We start from the raw sequence: 17,508 nt of genomic DNA, 5'->3' as shown, positions 1-17,508 counted from the left end.
CTGCGCGCCTTCCACTACAATCAACAGAGCTTAAAAAATCAACAATGATCGTTAACACAGCCTTCAGATTAATAAGGACTTTAAGAAAGGAGATACTAATGGCAAAATCAAAGCAGACTGGGAAATGTGAGCTATGCAGCAGAGAGGAAGTCGAAGTAACAGTCCACCATCTGACCCCTAAAGAAATGGGCGGGACTCTTATGCCGACAGCAAATCTCTGCATTCCTTGCCATAAGCAGATACATGCATTGTTTACGAATGAGGAACTTGCTGCCAACTTGAATACCATCGAGCTGCTACGCAAGCACCCGGATATACATAAATTTTTAAAATGGATAAAAAAGCAGCCTTCAACAAGGCTGCCTAAAATTTCGAAATCTAGTGTCCGAAAAAGTAATAAGCGTTAGTTATTTCCTACTGTTGGCTGATCAAACAGGTTTGCATCAAGAACATTGCTGGAACTTAAGCCGTTATTGGTGACGATTAATCCTCCTGTATTGAACCCGCCCTGGCCTGCCGTCGTCTTGGAGTTGCTTTTTGGCGATATGAACAGGGAATCGCCAAACTGTACAGTGCCGCCGCTGACAGTAACAATTTGAACAGGACCTATAATTGCTGGCATTGAAAACATCCTTTTCTGCTTGTTTATTAATGCTTCAATCGATTACTTGTTGCTTTTGCACCACACTTTGATTGCTTTTGAAAGTGGAATGAACCCGCTTGTAACGTGTAAAGATGTCCCTAAACGCAAAAACAAGATCGGTGAGAAAATCAATTTTATATAACAATATGATCGGTATTATTATTTAGTTCATTCCGTGGCAATAGCTGGCGGATATGCTTTACCCTGGCTTCCATTGAAATATGGCAGCTGTTTCCGAGGTGGACAACTGAGGAAGATGCGGCGCCAATAATCTCGATATTCCTTACTTTCAAAACCGGGTTGAGATTTTGGGTTGAACTCGTGAAGATTTCATCGACAGGAGTGAATGGGATTGCCTCGGAGAAAATGGAAAAGGCTGAGAAACTCCCTTCGTTGTCATAAAAAATTTCCGCCTCTCTCTGGACTGCTATCGCTTTTGATTTGGCCTGGATTTGCTGGGAATCGCCTATTTGGAAAATGGACGAAAAAATAATCGAATCGACTTTTATGCGATCGACACATGCTGTTCTTTGAAACATATCGTCACTCCACTGAAAGCGGAACGAATGGTCCGATGACTAGCGATTCTGCTGGAGTATCAAATGTTGCTGCCAGCTGGATTATTTCTGCATCCCCGACCATTAGCAATGAGGAGCTTGATACGCCTATAACCCTGATGTCGCCGACGCAAATATCCCGGTTATATACTTGAAAATTCATTTATGAACGTCCTTCCTTTACATTGTCAGGCAGATTTTTCAGGAAAAGGAATACTCCGTTCTGGATTTCCTGTTTAAGCAACTCAATCACATTTGCATTTATCTCAGGGCTTAATTCTTCTCCCCGACTGGTGGAGGAAAGTTCTTTTAAGTGATAAGCCACTCTGCCGGACAACTGTTTTTTAATATCATCTTTTATAAATGTAAAATAAGAATCATCGACAGTTATTCCCAGATTAATTTGTGCATCACGATAAATCTGCTCGAGGTCAGTTTCTAAATATTGATACAGTGTGTTTTCAAGCTCGATTGTCCGCTTGAACAACTGTTTGGGAGGAATTGGTACGTTCACGGCTTTCTGATCGACAGAAAAATCGTCGATTTCGTTCAGGTCTGTCGGGTTCAAGCCAATATTCAGTGTTCCTTCTAGAGTTTCAACCTTCAACTGGTCGAATTTATACTCGATTTTTCCGATTTGAACCGGAGGCCTTTCTTTAAGGCTTGCAATTTCCTGTTGCATATCCAAGATCATTTTCTCCAATTTGCCTATTTTTTTGCTTTGATGCTCCACATATAAATGCAGCCTTTTTATATATTGATAGAATTCCGTATCCAAACGAATCACCTCGAATCAAACCAGTTTATTTTTTTAAGACTGATATCCAGTATCAAATCTTTCGTACAGGGGCCTGTAAAGGTACAGCAGGTGTACCAAGCAACTCCGAGCTGCTAATAACGCCAGGATGCTGCGCCTGTGGTGCCGGTCCCGTAAAACCTCCTGTGTTGTACAGATAAGAAGCAGGCTTGATGATACCAGCGCTTCCGATTTGCAGAACAGAGGAATTGGTGATTCCATCAATTTTTAAAAGGTTAATGTGAATCGATTGTTGTATATAGAAATTCATCCTGATCACCCGCATTAAGCATTTAAATAATTTCCCTGATCCACTTCATCTTGATCATAGGTATTCGTCGAGCTTTGATTATTATATAGAGTCAATCCATCTCCGGTATTGAATGAGCCAGCACCTGAAAATGTTTTTGCGCTCGAAACCGGGCTGATTCTGTAAACATCGCCAATGTTGAAAACAGCGCTGTTGCCCAGAGAAATGACCTGTACGACTCCAACGATTGCCGGCATGAGCAACACCCTTTCCTGGATTTCTTTATATCGTATGTGCCTAAGTAAAGATTGTGATTAAAATGCCTATGTTTGCCCCTTGGAAAGGATGTTATATAACAGACGGAAAGTTGTATAACAGAAAAGCTAATATGTTAATATATTTATATATTTAGAATTTTAAATTTATTCTATAGGAGGCAAAGATATGAATGTTCCATTGCTGTTAAACGAGTTTTTAGACCGCGCGGTTTCGCTTTACGGTGACAAAAAGGCAATTTTTTCCGAGGACAGGTCGCTTACATATGCCGAACTGAATGAAAGAGTGAACAGGCTATCGGACGGGCTTCGGAAGCTTGGAGCTGGAAAGGGTGACAGAATCGCTTATCTGGCGCCAAACTCAATCGAAATGTTAGAAGGCTTTTATGGTGTATTCCAGGTAGGCGGGGTGATGGTTCCGTTAAACATCCGCCTGAAGCCGGAAGATTATTTGTTTATTTTGAATCACAGCGAATCGAAGGTATTATTCGTTGACCAAGATTTGTACCATTTGGTCCAGCCAATCAAAGACCAGCTGCAAACGGTGGAGCACATCATCATCCATTATAAAGAAGACAGCGTGAATGAGCTGGGTTATGATGAATGGCTTGACGAGCACTCGCCGGAGGCTTTTACACGTGAGGAGCTTGATGAAAATGATGTTTGCAGCCTTCTGTATACTAGCGGAACGACGGGGAATCCAAAAGGTGTAATGCTGACACATCGGAACAATTACCTTCATGCTCTCAGCACTATGCATCATCTAAGGGTAAGCGATGAAGATGTTCTCCTGCATGTCCTGCCGATGTTCCATGTAAATGGATGGGGGTCACCATTTTACTATACGGCGAACGGAGCTTCACAGGTTTGCCTGCGCAAAACAACTCCTGAGACTATTTTTAACGCATTGGCAAACAACAAAGTTAGCGTAATGCATATGGCTCCGACTGTGCTGAATTCACTTCTCCAGTTCTATGAAAAAAATGTACCTGGCGTTGAACAGCATGTCCGCGTTGTGATTGCCGGATCTGCACCGCCTCCTGCATTCGTTACAAGGGTTGAAAAAGAACTAGGCTGGGAATTCATCCAGGTATATGGGATGACGGAATCCTCCCCGTTAAGCACAATTTCAACTGTAAGATCACATTTAAAGCAGCTGCCATTACATGAACAATACCGGATGAAGGCGAAAGCTGGAATTTCAATGATGGGCTGCCAGGTAAAAGTGGTGAATGATTTCGGGGAAGAGGTCGCACATGATGGTACAGAGATTGGTGAAGTGATCACCCGAAGCAACGGGGTCATGAAAGGCTACTGGAAAAATGAAGAAGCAACGATGGAAACCATCCGCAATGGCTGGCTTCATACGGGTGATATGGCAACGGTCGATCAGTACGGAAACATTGATATCGTCGACCGCAAAAAAGATGTGATCATCAGTGGAGGCGAGAATATTTCCTCCATCGAGGTTGAAGGCGTATTATACGATCATCCTGCAGTTCTTGAAGCAGCAGTCATTGCCGTACCGCACGAAAAATGGGGCGAGACACCACATGCTTATGTCGTGCTCAGGGAAAACGAGCACGTTACCGAGGAGGACCTTGTTGCTTTCTCCCGTGAAAAACTTGCCCATTTCAAAGCCATTACAGGAGTTACCTTTGTAAAAGAACTGCCGAAGACAGCTTCCGGCAAAATCCAGAAGGTGCATTTGAGAAATGAATATTGGGAAGCGAAAGGAAAGGATGGAAGGCTTGTAAATTAGTAGGTTAACAGGGATTGCTCTATAAGCAGTCCTTCTTCTTTTGGCATGCAGGGCTTTGTGTGATATACATAGTATAGATGTAAACTTTTGGATGGAATGAGGGGGAGTATGGAGTTAAAAGCCCAGCCTGCGGGAAAAAGGATTGTTTCAATTGACCGGATGAGGGGATTTTCATTATTAGGAATTTTTCTAGTGAATATGATTTCCTTTCATTCGCCGTATTTTTATATCGATCCTGAAAATTGGTGGCATGGAACACTTAATTTAGTTACATACAGGTTCATTGATATTTTTGTGCAGGCAAGCTTCTACCCGTTGTTTGCGATGTTGTTCGGATATGGACTGGTAATATTGAGAGAACGTACTCTCCAGAAGGGACTTAGCTTTCATTCGCTTGCCTTAAGGAGACTTTCAATTCTTTTGTTAATGGGGCTGCTTCATGCCTTCTTTATTTGGGAGGGAGATATTTTAATTACCTACGCAATGTGCGGTTTTGTCTTTCTCCTTTTAATTGGCTGGAATGCAAGGAGGCTGCTGATAGCTGGATTTATTTTATACATAGTCCCCAACTTGCTGCTTCTATTTATGCTTGGGGCTGCAGACGCTTTGCAAGGTGAAAGTGAGTTCACGATGTATGATAAGGAAGCGGCGACCCAGGCAATGATGGCCTATCAAACTGGCAGTTTTGCAGAGGTTACCGAGCAAAGGATTACTGAATGGTATAAAAACAATGATCTAATAGGATTCATTTTTTACCTCATCACAATCCTGCCTTTATTTATGATTGGTGCTGGAGCAGCAAAACTCAGGCTTTTTGAGAATGTGGAAAGCAAGCGGTATAAGATGGTCTATTCTGCAACTGCACTGGCTTTAGCTGGATTGCTTATCAAATCACTGCCAAACCTTATTGCCAGAACCTTGGCGACGGATTACGCCCAGGATGCTTTTGGTGGTGCAATGCTCGCTATGGCGTATGCGCTATTCCTAGCACTTGCTTCGGAGAAAAGAACTTTTGATAAACTCCTTGCTCCACTGGAGGCAGCAGGCAGGCTTTCCATTAGCAATTATTTGTTTCAATCGATTGTCGCAACGCTGATTTTTTACAGTTATGGGCTTGGGTACTATGGGGAGATTTCTATTTTTGCAGGCTCAGTCCTCGCTTTGAGTATTTACGCTTTTCAGCTTGCCGCCAGCACCTTTTATATAAAGAGGTATTATTATGGACCGGTGGAATGGCTTTGGAGGAGCGGTACGTATATGAAGAAGCAACGCTTTAAAAGGGAAGATGTCATATGGAGAAAGTAATATCCGAAGCATTTATCTTAGTGTTAGCTAAAAAAGTAATATGAGGGGGACCAAACATGAAATTCGGTACTTTTAAAAATGAAACAGGAATTTTTATCGGTATTGTCAATGAAGGTGAAAATCGTGTTCTTCCACTGGTTGAAGCAGCGGGAAGAATGGGTGGAGAAGTCTCGTTTCCAGACTCAATGTTGGAGGCCATTGCATCGGGTGACTCGTTTTACGAGGATGCAATGAAAGCCGTCGAGTGGGTAAATGAAAATAACCTTGAAGAGGAACTCTATAGACCGATCGAATCTGTAACCTTACTCGCCCCGATTCCAAAGCCAGCAAAGAATGTTTTTTGTGTCGGAAAGAATTATGCGGAGCACGCGATTGAGATGGGAAGCAAGGATGATATTCCGGAACATGTCATGGTGTTCACAAAAGCTCCAACATCGGTCATCGGCCACAAAGCAACAATCCTTGATCATAAGAAAGTGACTGAGCAGTTGGATTATGAAGGTGAGCTTGCTGTAGTCATCGGTAAGCAGGGGATAGAAATTAAACGGGATGAGGCACTCGATTATGTCTTCGGATATACGATTATAAATGATGTAACAGCAAGAGACCTGCAGGCGCGCCATAAGCAGTTTTTCATTGGCAAGAGCCTTGACACAACATGTCCGATGGGACCATGGATTGTCCATAAGTCAGCAATCGAGAATCCGAACAATCTAAATATCCAGACGCTGGTAAATGGAGAAGTCAGGCAGGATTCAAATACGGAAAACTTCATCTTTCCGGTCGAAGAAATCATTTCAGTTCTGTCACAGGGCATGACGCTGGAGCCTGGAGATATCATTGCTACCGGTACGCCAGCGGGAGTAGGCAAAGGCTATAAACCTCCACGATTCCTCAAATCAGGGGATACAATTGAAATTTCTGTTGAAGGAATCGGTACTTTGAGCAATATTGTACAAGGCTAATTTTAGTACAGGCTGGCAATTAGTCATATCAACACTTTATATTTAGGAATTTCCTTTTGTATATGGTATGATATCTTAGAATTTGACGATAGGAGGACGTGTAAAAATGATACATGCCCACATGACTGCGTGGTTTTTGGCGCTTATTCTATTCTTTGTTTCAATAGGCCTACATAAAAGCGGTAAAGAAAAAGGCTCAAAGATTGTCCACATGATTCTAAGGGTTGTTTACCTGCTGATTCTGTTGACGGGCTTTATGCTCTTGTTCAGCATCAACATTACTATTATGTACGTGTTGAAGGCAGCAGTAGGGCTTTGGGTTATTTCCATGCTGGAAATGATCTCGATCCGTACGAAGAAGAACGAAAAAGCTTCAATTTTATGGATCCAGTTCGTTGTTGCATTGCTTCTTGTATTATATTTGGGATTCTCGCTTCCGCTTGGAACAGACTTGTTCTAATAATCGATTTTGTCGAAAAAGTTGCTGATAAGTTGGCAGCTTTTTCTTTTTTTGTCATATCTTCGCCCATTGAAATATGGTATTTTAAGAGATAGGGATATTGGAGAAATAAGATTATTGGAGATTGCAATGGCTACGACAAAAAGCTGCGTTTATCAAAACGAAGAACAACTTAATAGCTATATCGAGAGAAATTCATTGCAAGATTACCCAAATTTGCTTGTGCAAATTTTTTTCAGGCAGGAAGATGAACAAGCTTTTCAGGCTCTGCAGGATTTGATAAAAGTAAAGCTTCCTCAGGCTGCAATGATGAACTGTGAAGCGGGCGAAAATTTGCCTGCAGAAAAACAGATTGTTGTTTCCTTTACGATTTTTAGCAAGCAAGAACTGGAAATAATTTTATTGAAACAAAATCAATATACAACTTTGACCACTTTAGTTGAAACCTCACAACAAGATATTCTCCATCTGAATGAAAGTTTGAAAATTTCCGAGCAATATTATCGGTCGCTGTTCGACAATAATGGCGACTTTGTTTATTCAACTGATTTAAATGGGAACTTCACAAGCGTGAACCAATCGTTTTTAAAAACATTCGGTTTCAGTGAAGCTGAGCTTATTGGCAAACCGGCGTTGAGCTTTATCAACCAGGAAGATGTTCCGCGCGCTAAAATGCATTTTGTCCAGGCTTTAAGGGGAAGGGACCAGACTTATACAATCGAAATCCCGATTAAGAGCGGAGAAACGCAGATTTTTCAGGTGAAAAATATTCCGATTACAATTAATGGTGAATGTGTCGGAACATATGGCATTGGACGGAATATAACAGATCAGAAAAAAACAGAAGAAAAAATAATCCAGCTCGCCTATTATGACCATGATACCGGTTTGCCGAACAGGATGAGATTCACCGAACAGCTTGAGGAAAGGCTTCGCCGGGCCAAGAAAAAGAAGGAACTCCTTGCAGTTCTTGTTATCGATATAGATCGTTTTAAAATAATTAACGACAGTCTCGGCCATTATGCCGGAGATATTGTCCTGAAGGAAATAGCAGCAAGGATTCAGAATAACCTTCCGAAAGGATCGTATTTGGGAAGATTCAGCGGCGATAAATTCACCCTGCTACTTACAAAAAATGTGAGCATCGAGCAGACAACCAGGCTAGCTATTGATCTGCAAAATTTCATCTCAAAGCCATTGTATTTCCAAAACCAGGAATTCATCGTCACCGCAAGTATCGGAATAAGCTCATTCCCTGGAGACGGACTGGATGAGAATATTTTATTGAAAAATGCTGATATTGCGATGAACCGTTCAAAAAATCAAGGCGGAAATAAGATTACGTATTTTTCGACAGGGATGAACGACCAGGCAATCATACGCCTTGAATTGGAAAGCTATCTGAGAAAGGCACTCCAAAAGAATGAATTTTACTTATGCTATCAGCCGTTAATGGATTTGAAATCAGGGGAAATTACTTGCACGGAAGCGCTGATCCGCTGGCAGCATCCACACCTTGGGTTGGTTTCACCTGCACAATTCATCCCGCTTGCTGAAGAAACGGGATTGATCGATGAAATTGGAGCATGGGTGCTGACAACCGCATGCATTCAGACAAAAGAATGGCAGAGCTCAGGATATCCCAAGCTGGGAGTCTCGGTAAATGTGTCAGCTCACCAATTTCAGCAGCATGCATTTATCGGCCAGGTGATTAAAGCGCTCGAGATATCCCAGCTTGAACCTGAGTATCTCTCACTCGAGCTGACAGAAAGCGCGATGCTGAAGGACATAGCCTATAGCATTTCGGTTATGAAGGCATTACAGGATCTAGGGGTAAAAGTTTCGATTGATGACTTTGGCACTGGTTATTCCTCATTAAGCTATTTGCGTAATCTCCCGATTGATACATTGAAAATTGACCAGTCTTTTATTAATAATCTTCATAATGATCCTTCTGACATTGCGATTGTCAAAGCAATCATCACAATGGGGCAGGGACTTGCGGTGAAAATTGTGGCTGAGGGTGTAGAGACCCATGAACAAATGAATATACTTCGCGATATGGACTGTCATTATGCTCAGGGATACTATATCCAAAAACCGCTTGAATCTGCGGATTTTGAAACAGGCTTCCGTACCGCTGAAAGTGTTATCTATTCTTCCTAATGGCAAAGAAAGCCTGCACATTCCGTGCAGGCTTTTGTCATGCATTCTTAATCTGGCAACTGTTAAGTTTCATCCCCAGCTCGTTTTTTATGAGATTCTTTCAATGACAGCCCGTTTGCCATTGTTCATGGTAATTTCAAACCTGTCATTTTGTTTTTCATGATAATCGAAATGATGCTGAACACTGCAAATGTACTCTTCATTATCAAGGATTAAAAAATTCACTCCTGACTTCCCGTTTTCATTATCAAGGAAAGTCAGATGATTATAACAATAAATGCAGTCATAGATCGAAAAATTGAGGGAATTCAATGTGTTGATAAATTGGATGAATGCCTCATCATTTAACTCATCTAACAGCCTCTCAAAGGAATAAATCAGTGGTTTCCTGATTTTGATCACTTCCTGGTCCTGCAAGTAAAATTGTTCATTCCCAGTCTGGATACAGACGTTGTCTAATAAAAATCCCTTGCACCATTTATTATTGCGCATAACCTCAACTTCCTGATGGATGAATTCATCAACCAGTGCCGCCTCTTCTGTTTCATCATCAAAAAAAACCCATTGATTATTGATGTATTCTACTGTCCCTGTGTTAAAAGCCCTGGGCTGGAATTCGATAAGATTGATTCGTTGCTGTCGGTTCATCTGGATCCTCCGTAATTTAGCACAGATTAACGGGCAGAGATCCCCATTGAAACCGTTGCAATCAGCAAGGAAATGAAGATTAACTACCCGTAAAGGTCCGATTGGTTCATCTACCCATTCAAAGGAAGAATACATTTCCCTGATGAAAGATTCACTTTATCGCTCACCATCTTTGTAGACAGATTTTAATGAATTTATAACACGTTTTTAAAAAGATAGGTTAATTAACCAGTTTGGATGTATTTGCATAAGATGAGTAATGTTTAAGCGATCATTAGATTCAGGAAAGTATGAATGGCTTAAACACCATCGAGAAAAGTTCCGCTGAAAGGATGATAAAAAATGTGTGGAATAACAGGTTGGGTGGACTATAGAAAAAATTTAGATTCCGAACGAGAAACCATGGAGAAAATGGCGGAAACTTTAAGTAAAAGAGGTCCCGACGATACAAATGTGTGGACTTCCAAACATGCAGCGCTCGGACATAAAAGGCTTGTGGTTGTGGATCCTGAAGGCGGAAAACAGCCAATGACAAGATTAAAGGATGAAAACCGGTATACGATTTGCTATAACGGAGAGCTATATAATACAGAAGACCTTAGAAAAGCGCTGTTATTGATAGGATATTCATTTAACGGCCATTCTGATACAGAGGTTTTGCTCACTTCTTACATGGAATGGAAGGAAAATTGTCTGGAACATTTAAACGGTATTTTCGCTTTTGCCGTTTGGGACCAGCAGGAGGAAAAGCTCTTCATAGGCCGGGACCGACTTGGAGTCAAACCGCTATTTTTCCGCGAAACAGCCTCGGGTCTTATGTTTGCTTCTGAGCAAAAGGCTCTGCTGGCACATCCTGAGATAAAGGCAGAGGTAGACAGAGAGGGGCTTTGCGAAGTTTTCGGGCTTGGACCGTCGCGTTCCCCTGGTGCAGGGATTTTCAAAAATATGAAGGAGCTTAGGCCAGGCCATGGTCTTACTTTTTCCAAAAATGGGCTTAAGACTTGGAGATACTGGAATGTCAAAAGCGAAGTCCATACAGACAGTCTTGATGAGACCTCAGAAAAAGTAAGGGATTTGTTCACAGATGCTGTGACACGCCAGCTAGTTTCAGATGTTCCGCTTTGTACATTCCTCTCAGGCGGTTTGGATTCAAGTGCGATTACCGCGATCGCCGCAAACCACTATAAAGCAGAAGGAAAGGGAAGCCTGCATACTTACTCGATTGATTACGAAGGAAATGACCTGTATTTCAAGGAAAATGAATTTCAGCCAAACGCCGATGCATTCTGGATCAATAAAATGTCCGAAACCTTCCAAACTACCCACCATAGCAGCATTATTACACAGCAAGATCTAGCTGCCTATTTAACGGAAGCAGTCCATGTCCGTGACCTGCCTGGGATGGCAGATATTGATTCTTCACTTCTATGGTTTTGCCGGGAGATCAAACAAGATTTCACTGTAAGTCTATCAGGTGAATGTGCCGATGAAATCTTTGGAGGATACCCTTGGTTCCACAGGCAAGAAGACTTAAACAGGCCAGGATTCCCCTGGATGAGATCGATTAATGAACGCCAGAATATGCTAAGGGATCACTGGCAAAAAAAATTGAATCTAGAAGACTATATGATGGGCAAATTTTCGGAAACCATTGCCGAGGTGCCAGTATTGGATGGAGAACGGCCAGAGGATGCGAAGCGGCGCCAATTATTCTACCTGAATATCATTTGGTTCATGACGACATTGCTTGACCGTAAGGACCGGATGAGTATGGGGGCGAGTCTTGAAGTGAGGGTACCTTTTGCCGATCATCGACTTGTTGAATATGTATGGAATATTCCATGGGAAATGAAAATGCATGGCAACAGGGAAAAAGGCATCTTGAGGAAAGCGCTGGAAGGTGTTCTGCCTGATGAAGTTCTATACCGTAAGAAAAGTCCTTACCCAAAAACGCATCATCCAGGGTATACCCAGGCAGTTCAAAGCATGCTCTCTGAGTTCATGGCTGATTCCAACAGTGCGCTGCACGAATTTTTCGATAAGAGCACATTAAGAGCCATGATTGAGACAGAAGGGGCATCCTTCAAGGTTCCATGGTTCGGTCAATTAATGACAGGGCCTCAGCTTCTGGCACAGCTCGCACAGATTCATATTTGGTTCAGGGATTATAATATTAATATTGCTGACTAAAAAAGCAAGCCCTTTAATTGGGCTTGCTTTCATTCCTTATTCAACCTGGACAGGCTTCGTTTCAGGTACAAAGGATTTTTTCACCCAGACCTTCGATTTCCAGCGCCAGAGCATAAACAGTCCACGCAGCCATTCGTCGGCTATGAACGCGATCCAGATGCCAACAAGGCCTAGTTCAAGATAGATTCCCAGGAAGTAAGATAGAGTCACGCTGACTCCCCACATGGATACAATTCCCATATAGACTGGGAATCGGACATCGCCTGCTGCTCTAAGAGAACTGATCAGCACTAGATTGAAGGATCTACCTGGTTCTAGAATGATAGTTAAGAGAATAAGAGTGCTGCCGAGTTCAATAATGCTCATATTATCGGTGAAGATTCCCAGCAGATCTTTAGCAAAAATAGAAACGACTCCCGCAGCAGCAATTGAAATGATAATCGCCAGTTTCAAGCTTTTAAGGGCGCGTTTATAAGCATTGTCAATTTCTTTAGCGCCAACCATATGGCCAATCAGAATCTGGGTTCCCTGGCTGATGGCTATGCTGAATAGGAACACGAACATCATGACATTTTGTGTATATACCTTGGCGGTCAATGCTTGGGTTCCAAGCGTCGCGATATAATATGTAATCAGCATTTGCGACCCGTTGTAGCTAAGGTGCTCTCCGGCAGAAGGAATCCCGATATTGAGCAGATTTTTAAGATGTTTTTTTGGAAAACGGAACAGCATCGACATTGGCAGTGAGCCAGGAATTCTGTGCATCATCACATAGAAGGCAGCGATCAATCCAAGAATCCTGCTGACAGAAGTGGAAATTGCCACACCCTCAACACCGAGAACAGGAATTCCGAATGGTCCGAATATAAACAAATAGTTGCCAATGACATTAAGGATGTTCATTCCGATTGTTACATACATGATGTCACGGGTATAGCCATAGCTGCGGACAATGCTGCCAACGGTCATAATCAGTGATTGAATAAACGAAAACCCGCCGACAATCCTTAAATAGGCGTTCGCCTCATCAAACAATTCTGGCGGCAGGTCCATCAATCTAAGCAATGGCTCGCTAAAAAGGAATACTCCAGCACTTAGCAGCAATCCAAAAACGAGATTTGCCCCAATGGATACTACAGAAACTTCACGTGCCTCTTCATCTCTTTTTGCACCAAGGTTTTGAGCAACCAAAATGGCTGTACCGGTAGCAACAAATCCGAACATGACAATGACCATCGAAAGAATCTGGTTGGAAACCCCAACAGCAGCCACCGAATTATCCGAATACAGGGAAAGCATAAGCGTATCCGCGTTTCCCATCAGCATATAAAGCATGATTTCGATAAATAAAGGCCAGGTTATGGCAAACAATGATAATTTAGCAGTTTTTTTCATATGATATGCATCTCCAAGTTGTAATTCCTTAATTATACAGACAATGGGAGTAATTTAAAGCAAATTATTTAAGAAATGATATGCAAGCTAGCCAGAATACAATTTCCTAAACCGATTGATGTACAAGATTTTGAGTTACATGCTTATTAAGCAGGAAAGCGGGTAATTCCAAAAAAACTGGCTGGTAATTCCGCGAAAAATGCTTTTAATTCCGCAAGAATACAGCCTAATCCCGCAAGAATCCATTTCAATTCCGCGAGATTTTGTCGAAATCCCGCAACTCGGGTAAAAAATAACTTATAGAGTAATGCTATCCTCGGCTGAACAGCAAATTCAGCTGGTCTTTGCGGTATTCAGCTAGATACCAGGAAACCTAGCTAAATTTTGTTCTGGAATCATCCTTCTAACTATTCGTGATCTAAAAAAATAACCCCTTTTCCCAATAATGGAAAAGGGGTTTGTAATACTAGAATTGGAATAAAGCGAATCCTTTGCCAGCAATCGAAGCAACCAAGTCATCACTTTCTGCCGCGTATTCTTCACCAGTATAGATATTCGTGATTTTTTTTCCTTTTAAATTAAATGGAAGAGGGTAGCTTGCATCTTCGCTGCTCATGTTAACAACAATCAATATTGTTGTGTCTCCGTTCGATTTTGTATAAGCGAAGCAGCTTTCATGGTAATCAGATGGAATGAAATGCAATTCGCCTTCATTTGCTAAAAGCGGATTTTCTTTGCGAAGCTGAATCATCTTCTGAACATGGCTGAACATGTCCTTGTTCTGTTCCTCTTCATTCCATTTCATGCACTCACGGCAGCCAGGATCCATTACACCGCTCATGCCGATTTCATCTCCGTAATAGATACACGGTGTTCCGATGAATGAAAGGAGTACGGTAAAGATTTGTTTTACCTTATCGATATCTCCGCCGCATTCAGTCAGGATACGGGGTGTATCATGGCTGCCAATCAGGTTGAAGGCAACCTCATTGACGTTTTTCGGATACATATGGTTGACTGTGGTCATATTTTCAATGAATTCTTTTACCGAAATTTTGTTGCGGGCAAATAAATTCAAGATATTAGTCGTAAAAGGATAGTTCATGACGGCATCGAATTGGTCGCCGCGCAGCCAAGGCATGGAGTCATGCCAAATTTCACCCAGGATGTAAAGCTCAGGCTTGATCGCTTTTACCTCAGAGCGGAATTTTCTCCAGAAGGAATGGTCAACCTCGTTGGCAACATCAAGCCTCCAGCCATCAATATCAAATTCACGGACCCAGTAGCGTCCGACTTCCAATAAATACTCGATGACTTCAGGATTTTCGGTATTCAATTTTGGCATTGATTTTTCAAAAGCAAACGTATCATAATTTGGCCTCGGCTCCATTACCAGTGGAAATTCGCGAGTGTGGAACCAGTCCTTGTAAGGAGATTCCTCTCCTTTTTCCAGAACATCCTGGAACTGCGGGAAATATAATCCGCTATGGTTAAACACAGCATCGAGCATGACCTTAATGCCACGCTCATGGCAAACCTTGATCAGTTCCTTCAAGGTCTCTTTGTCGCCGAATTGAGGGTCTAATTCCATATAATCAATCGTGTCATATTTATGGTTCGAATGAGCTTTGAAAATAGGTGTAAAATAAATACCGGTGATCCCGAGGCTTGCGAGGTAGTCAATATGCTGGATTACTCCTTCAATATCTCCGCCAAAGAAATTATCCTTTTCAGGTGGAGCGCTTCCCCAAGGCAATGCGCCTTCTGGATCGATCGATGGGTCACCATTTCCAAACCGTTCAGGGAAAATTTGATACCAAACGGTGTCTTTAACCCAGGAAGGTGTACGGAAAACATCGATGTTATTTAAATAAGGAAATGCGAAATAATAACCTGTGTCATCAACAGGTGCTTCATCATAGAAGCCTTTTTCCGTCAAACACACGGATTCACTGCCATCATTTAAAATGAACCCGTAACGCATTCTGCGGTATGGAGGCTTGATGGCGACAAACCAATAATCAAATAACTGGTCAGACCCGCTCTTGATCATCGGAACGGTATTCGTATTCCATTTATTATCCGACCAGTCATACGGATCGCCGTTAAGAAGTGAAACTTCTTTTATATCTTCTTTTTTTGTGCGAATTCGGATATGTAGCTCTTCATTAGTGCAAGCGTATGCATAATTATCTTTGGGACGGTGATAGATCGCTTCTTTTAACAAAAGGGAACCATTCCTTTCTTTTTTAAATCAAGGTTAAAACAAGGTTAGAACACCGTTTTTGAAATGTCAATTATAAAAAAGCTGATTCACAAAAAATTAACGAAAGACGCTGATTGGGAAAAAAATTTTAAAAACTAGTTGTCAAACTCGGTTAAGTCTTTATAATAAGAAGTAGGTTGTGCAATCGTTTTCATAGACTTGCAAACAACATTACAAACGTTTGCACAGTAATTGGGCGTTCTGCGCAATTAAAAAAGTATAAACATTTTTAGGAGGGGTATACACATGAAAAAGGCATTATCGATTTTCATGATGCTGATCTTGATGGTTGGCGCTCTTGCTGCTTGTGGACCTAAAGAAGAAGAGAAAACAGGTTCAGACAATGGCGAGAACAAAACAGAAGATGCTTCTAAACCAGAGAAGCTTGTAGTATGGGAAGATAAAGATAAGTCTGGCTGGCTTGAAAAGGTAGCTGCTGACTTCGAAAAAGAAAACGGTATCAAAATCGAGTTCAAAGAAGTAGAAATGGCTACAAAAATGAAAGAACAATTACGTCTAGACGGTCCTGCTGGAACTGGCCCAGACATCATCACACTACCGCATGACCAGATCGGTGAACTTGCTGTTCAAGGGCACATCGCTGAACTGAAGGTAAGTGACGATGTAAAAAAGACTTTCTCTGAATCTTCTATCTCTGCACAAACTTTCGATGGAAAATTATACGGACTTCCAAAGTCTGCTGAAACTCCAGTATTCATCTACAACAAAGCTCTTATGACTGAAGTTCCTGCTACAATGGAAGATTTATATGAATTCGCAAAAGCTAACACTAAAGATGGCAAGTACGGTTTCCTAGCTCTTTGGGATAACTTCTACTTCGCACACGCTCCAATCGCTGGTAATGGAGGATATGTATTCGGGGAGAAAGGCGGAGCTCTTAACCCACAAGATCTTGGCTTGAACAACGAAGGTGCTGTAAAAGGTACTGAGTACATCCAGAAGTGGTATGCTGAAAAGTTATTCCCTAACGGAATCGTTGGCGAAAACGGCGGATCTGCTATGGATGGACTATTCAATGAAGGTAAAGTTGCATCTGTAATGAACGGACCATGGGCATTTGGCGGCATGAAAGATGCTGGCATCGATTTCGGTGTTGCTCCATTCCCTAAATTCGCAGATGGCACTCCAATGAAAACTTTCATGGGTGTTAAAGGATGGCACGTATCTTCATACTCTAAGAACCAAGAATGGGCAACTAAATTCTTGGAATTCATCACTAACGATGAAAATGCTAAATACCGTTTCGAACAAACTGCTGAAGTACCTACAAACGTTGCATTAGTTGACGATCCAGCTATTGCTGAAAACGAAGGTGCTAAAGCTGTTGCTCTTCAAACTCAAGATGCAGTTCCAATGCCAAACATTCCTGAAATGGGAGAAGTTTGGGGACCAATGGCAAGCGCATTGCAAACTGTTGTAACAGGCAAAGCTGAGCCTAAAGCTGCACTTGATGGTGCTGTGAAGCAAATCGAGCAAAACATCAAGCAAAACCACTCTAAATAATATAGTATACAGCAGTACCTCCCAAGGGAGGTACTGCTGTATTTTACAAGCTAAAATACCAATTTGGTCCATTAAGAGAAAAGTCACAAAGTTTCCGAAAAGTGCATTAAAAAAGTCTTTCATTGAGCAAACGTTTGCGCTAAAATAGATTTATATTAATCAGATGCTTCATGAGAGTGAAAACAGATTGAAACTGAGCATATAAATAAATGTATTCGTTCTCATAAAGCATCTGATGCTTTTTAAAAACATGGCTCTGTTAAAGCCCAATGTTGTTTTTAAAACCGGTTGATTGTAGTGGAAGGC

At 41.7% G+C, this 17,508-nt stretch carries 17 protein-coding genes; 8 read left to right on the top strand and 9 right to left on the bottom strand.

All coding sequences use genetic code 11. From position 1 onward, the window contains the following. Positions 1 to 98 precede the first annotated feature (98 nt). Positions 99 to 407 (top strand): HNH endonuclease, encoded by a 309-nt coding sequence (locus V7654_RS09235; RefSeq protein ID WP_335430228.1) that lies wholly within the window; start codon positions 99 to 101, stop codon positions 405 to 407. On the opposite strand, the gene V7654_RS09230 is transcribed toward V7654_RS09235, so the two are convergent. From V7654_RS09230 to V7654_RS09205, 6 genes are all read right to left on the bottom strand, one after another. Further along, entirely contained in the window at positions 404 to 622 is a 219-nt protein-coding gene (locus tag V7654_RS09230; RefSeq protein WP_335378350.1) for a spore germination protein, read from the bottom strand. The two genes, V7654_RS09235 and V7654_RS09230, sit on opposite strands and share 4 nt — an antisense overlap. Before the next feature lie 155 nt (positions 623 to 777). Then, positions 778 to 1,182: a spore germination protein GerPE gene (locus tag V7654_RS09225; protein WP_335430052.1), complete on the bottom strand. Its 405-nt coding sequence runs from the start codon at positions 1,180 to 1,182 to the stop codon at positions 778 to 780. A 4-nt stretch (positions 1,183 to 1,186) separates the two neighbouring features. Further along, entirely contained in the window at positions 1,187 to 1,363 is a 177-nt protein-coding gene (locus V7654_RS09220) for a spore gernimation protein GerPD (RefSeq protein WP_335378352.1), read from the bottom strand. After that, a complete protein-coding gene (gene gerPC, locus V7654_RS09215) occupies positions 1,364 to 1,933 on the bottom strand; it encodes a spore germination protein GerPC (RefSeq protein WP_335430227.1) in 570 nt (189 codons plus the stop codon). A 97-nt stretch (positions 1,934 to 2,030) separates the two neighbouring features. After that, positions 2,031 to 2,267 (bottom strand): spore germination protein GerPB, encoded by a 237-nt coding sequence (locus V7654_RS09210; RefSeq protein WP_335430051.1) that lies wholly within the window; start codon positions 2,265 to 2,267, stop codon positions 2,031 to 2,033. A 14-nt stretch (positions 2,268 to 2,281) separates the two neighbouring features. Next, positions 2,282 to 2,503 carry a spore germination protein gene (locus V7654_RS09205; RefSeq protein ID WP_335430050.1) on the bottom strand — a complete coding sequence of 74 codons (222 nt, stop codon included), beginning with the start codon at positions 2,501 to 2,503 and terminating at the stop codon, positions 2,282 to 2,284. Positions 2,504 to 2,690: 187 nt separating this feature from the next. Between V7654_RS09205 and V7654_RS09200 the strand changes: the two genes are divergently transcribed. The 5 genes from V7654_RS09200 to V7654_RS09180 all read left to right on the top strand — a co-directional run bounded on the left by V7654_RS09200 (position 2,691) and on the right by V7654_RS09180 (position 9,179). After that, complete coding sequence (locus V7654_RS09200) at positions 2,691 to 4,283, top strand: long-chain-fatty-acid--CoA ligase (RefSeq protein WP_335430049.1); 1,593 nt, start codon at positions 2,691 to 2,693, stop codon at positions 4,281 to 4,283. Between the two features lie 108 nt (positions 4,284 to 4,391). Then, positions 4,392 to 5,588 carry a DUF418 domain-containing protein gene (locus V7654_RS09195; protein WP_335430048.1) on the top strand — a complete coding sequence of 399 codons (1,197 nt, stop codon included), beginning with the start codon at positions 4,392 to 4,394 and terminating at the stop codon, positions 5,586 to 5,588. A 56-nt stretch (positions 5,589 to 5,644) separates the two neighbouring features. Continuing rightward, positions 5,645 to 6,553 carry a fumarylacetoacetate hydrolase family protein gene (locus V7654_RS09190; RefSeq protein WP_335430047.1) on the top strand — a complete coding sequence of 303 codons (909 nt, stop codon included), beginning with the start codon at positions 5,645 to 5,647 and terminating at the stop codon, positions 6,551 to 6,553. Positions 6,554 to 6,659: 106 nt separating this feature from the next. Further along, complete coding sequence (locus V7654_RS09185; RefSeq protein WP_335430046.1) at positions 6,660 to 7,013, top strand: YisL family protein; 354 nt, start codon at positions 6,660 to 6,662, stop codon at positions 7,011 to 7,013. 129 nt (positions 7,014 to 7,142) lie between these two features. Continuing rightward, positions 7,143 to 9,179, top strand: coding sequence for a sensor domain-containing protein (locus V7654_RS09180; RefSeq protein WP_335430045.1), 2,037 nt, complete (start codon positions 7,143 to 7,145; stop codon positions 9,177 to 9,179). 87 nt (positions 9,180 to 9,266) lie between these two features. On the opposite strand, the gene V7654_RS09175 is transcribed toward V7654_RS09180, so the two are convergent. Then, complete coding sequence (locus V7654_RS09175; RefSeq protein ID WP_335430226.1) at positions 9,267 to 9,827, bottom strand: DUF2777 domain-containing protein; 561 nt, start codon at positions 9,825 to 9,827, stop codon at positions 9,267 to 9,269. A gap of 342 nt (positions 9,828 to 10,169) precedes the next feature. On the opposite strand from V7654_RS09175, the gene asnB reads away from it, so the two are divergent. Further along, positions 10,170 to 12,017 (top strand): asparagine synthase (glutamine-hydrolyzing), encoded by a 1,848-nt coding sequence (gene asnB / locus V7654_RS09170; protein ID WP_335430044.1) that lies wholly within the window; start codon positions 10,170 to 10,172, stop codon positions 12,015 to 12,017. A 36-nt stretch (positions 12,018 to 12,053) separates the two neighbouring features. On the opposite strand, the gene V7654_RS09165 is transcribed toward asnB, so the two are convergent. Together V7654_RS09165 and V7654_RS09160 are read right to left on the bottom strand one after the other, a co-directional pair. Beyond that, positions 12,054 to 13,412 (bottom strand): MATE family efflux transporter, encoded by a 1,359-nt coding sequence (locus V7654_RS09165; protein ID WP_335430043.1) that lies wholly within the window; start codon positions 13,410 to 13,412, stop codon positions 12,054 to 12,056. Positions 13,413 to 13,878: 466 nt separating this feature from the next. Continuing rightward, a complete protein-coding gene (locus V7654_RS09160; protein ID WP_335430042.1) occupies positions 13,879 to 15,639 on the bottom strand; it encodes an alpha-glycosidase in 1,761 nt (586 codons plus the stop codon). 285 nt (positions 15,640 to 15,924) lie between these two features. Between V7654_RS09160 and V7654_RS09155 the strand changes: the two genes are divergently transcribed. Continuing rightward, a complete protein-coding gene (locus tag V7654_RS09155; RefSeq protein WP_335430041.1) occupies positions 15,925 to 17,202 on the top strand; it encodes a sugar ABC transporter substrate-binding protein in 1,278 nt (425 codons plus the stop codon). Positions 17,203 to 17,508: the final 306 nt, after the last annotated feature.

Source organism: Bacillus sp. JJ1609, assembly GCF_036967045.1.
Classification (GTDB): Bacteria; Bacillota; Bacilli; order Bacillales; family Cytobacillaceae; genus Mesobacillus.
Note: the sequence above shows the minus strand (reverse complement) of the source record. Positions and strands in the feature narration are given on the sequence as shown.

Bases quoted from the DNA above. Each gene is read 5' to 3' on its own strand.
- V7654_RS09235 (WP_335430228.1), top strand. From the start codon at position 99: ATGGCAAAATCAAAGCAGACTGGGAAATGTGAGCTATGCAGCAGAGAG.
- V7654_RS09230 (WP_335378350.1), bottom strand. From the start codon at position 622: ATGCCAGCAATTATAGGTCCTGTTCAAATTGTTACTGTCAGCGGCGGC.
- V7654_RS09225 (WP_335430052.1), bottom strand. From the start codon at position 1,182: ATGTTTCAAAGAACAGCATGTGTCGATCGCATAAAAGTCGATTCGATT.
- V7654_RS09220 (WP_335378352.1), bottom strand. From the start codon at position 1,363: ATGAATTTTCAAGTATATAACCGGGATATTTGCGTCGGCGACATCAGG.
- V7654_RS09210 (WP_335430051.1), bottom strand. From the start codon at position 2,267: ATGAATTTCTATATACAACAATCGATTCACATTAACCTTTTAAAAATT.
- V7654_RS09205 (WP_335430050.1), bottom strand. From the start codon at position 2,503: ATGCCGGCAATCGTTGGAGTCGTACAGGTCATTTCTCTGGGCAACAGC.
- V7654_RS09200 (WP_335430049.1), top strand. From the start codon at position 2,691: ATGAATGTTCCATTGCTGTTAAACGAGTTTTTAGACCGCGCGGTTTCG.
- V7654_RS09195 (WP_335430048.1), top strand. From the start codon at position 4,392: ATGGAGTTAAAAGCCCAGCCTGCGGGAAAAAGGATTGTTTCAATTGAC.
- V7654_RS09190 (WP_335430047.1), top strand. From the start codon at position 5,645: ATGAAATTCGGTACTTTTAAAAATGAAACAGGAATTTTTATCGGTATT.
- V7654_RS09185 (WP_335430046.1), top strand. From the start codon at position 6,660: ATGATACATGCCCACATGACTGCGTGGTTTTTGGCGCTTATTCTATTC.
- V7654_RS09180 (WP_335430045.1), top strand. From the start codon at position 7,143: ATGGCTACGACAAAAAGCTGCGTTTATCAAAACGAAGAACAACTTAAT.
- V7654_RS09175 (WP_335430226.1), bottom strand. From the start codon at position 9,827: ATGAACCGACAGCAACGAATCAATCTTATCGAATTCCAGCCCAGGGCT.
- asnB (WP_335430044.1), top strand. From the start codon at position 10,170: ATGTGTGGAATAACAGGTTGGGTGGACTATAGAAAAAATTTAGATTCC.
- V7654_RS09165 (WP_335430043.1), bottom strand. From the start codon at position 13,412: ATGAAAAAAACTGCTAAATTATCATTGTTTGCCATAACCTGGCCTTTA.
- V7654_RS09155 (WP_335430041.1), top strand. From the start codon at position 15,925: ATGAAAAAGGCATTATCGATTTTCATGATGCTGATCTTGATGGTTGGC.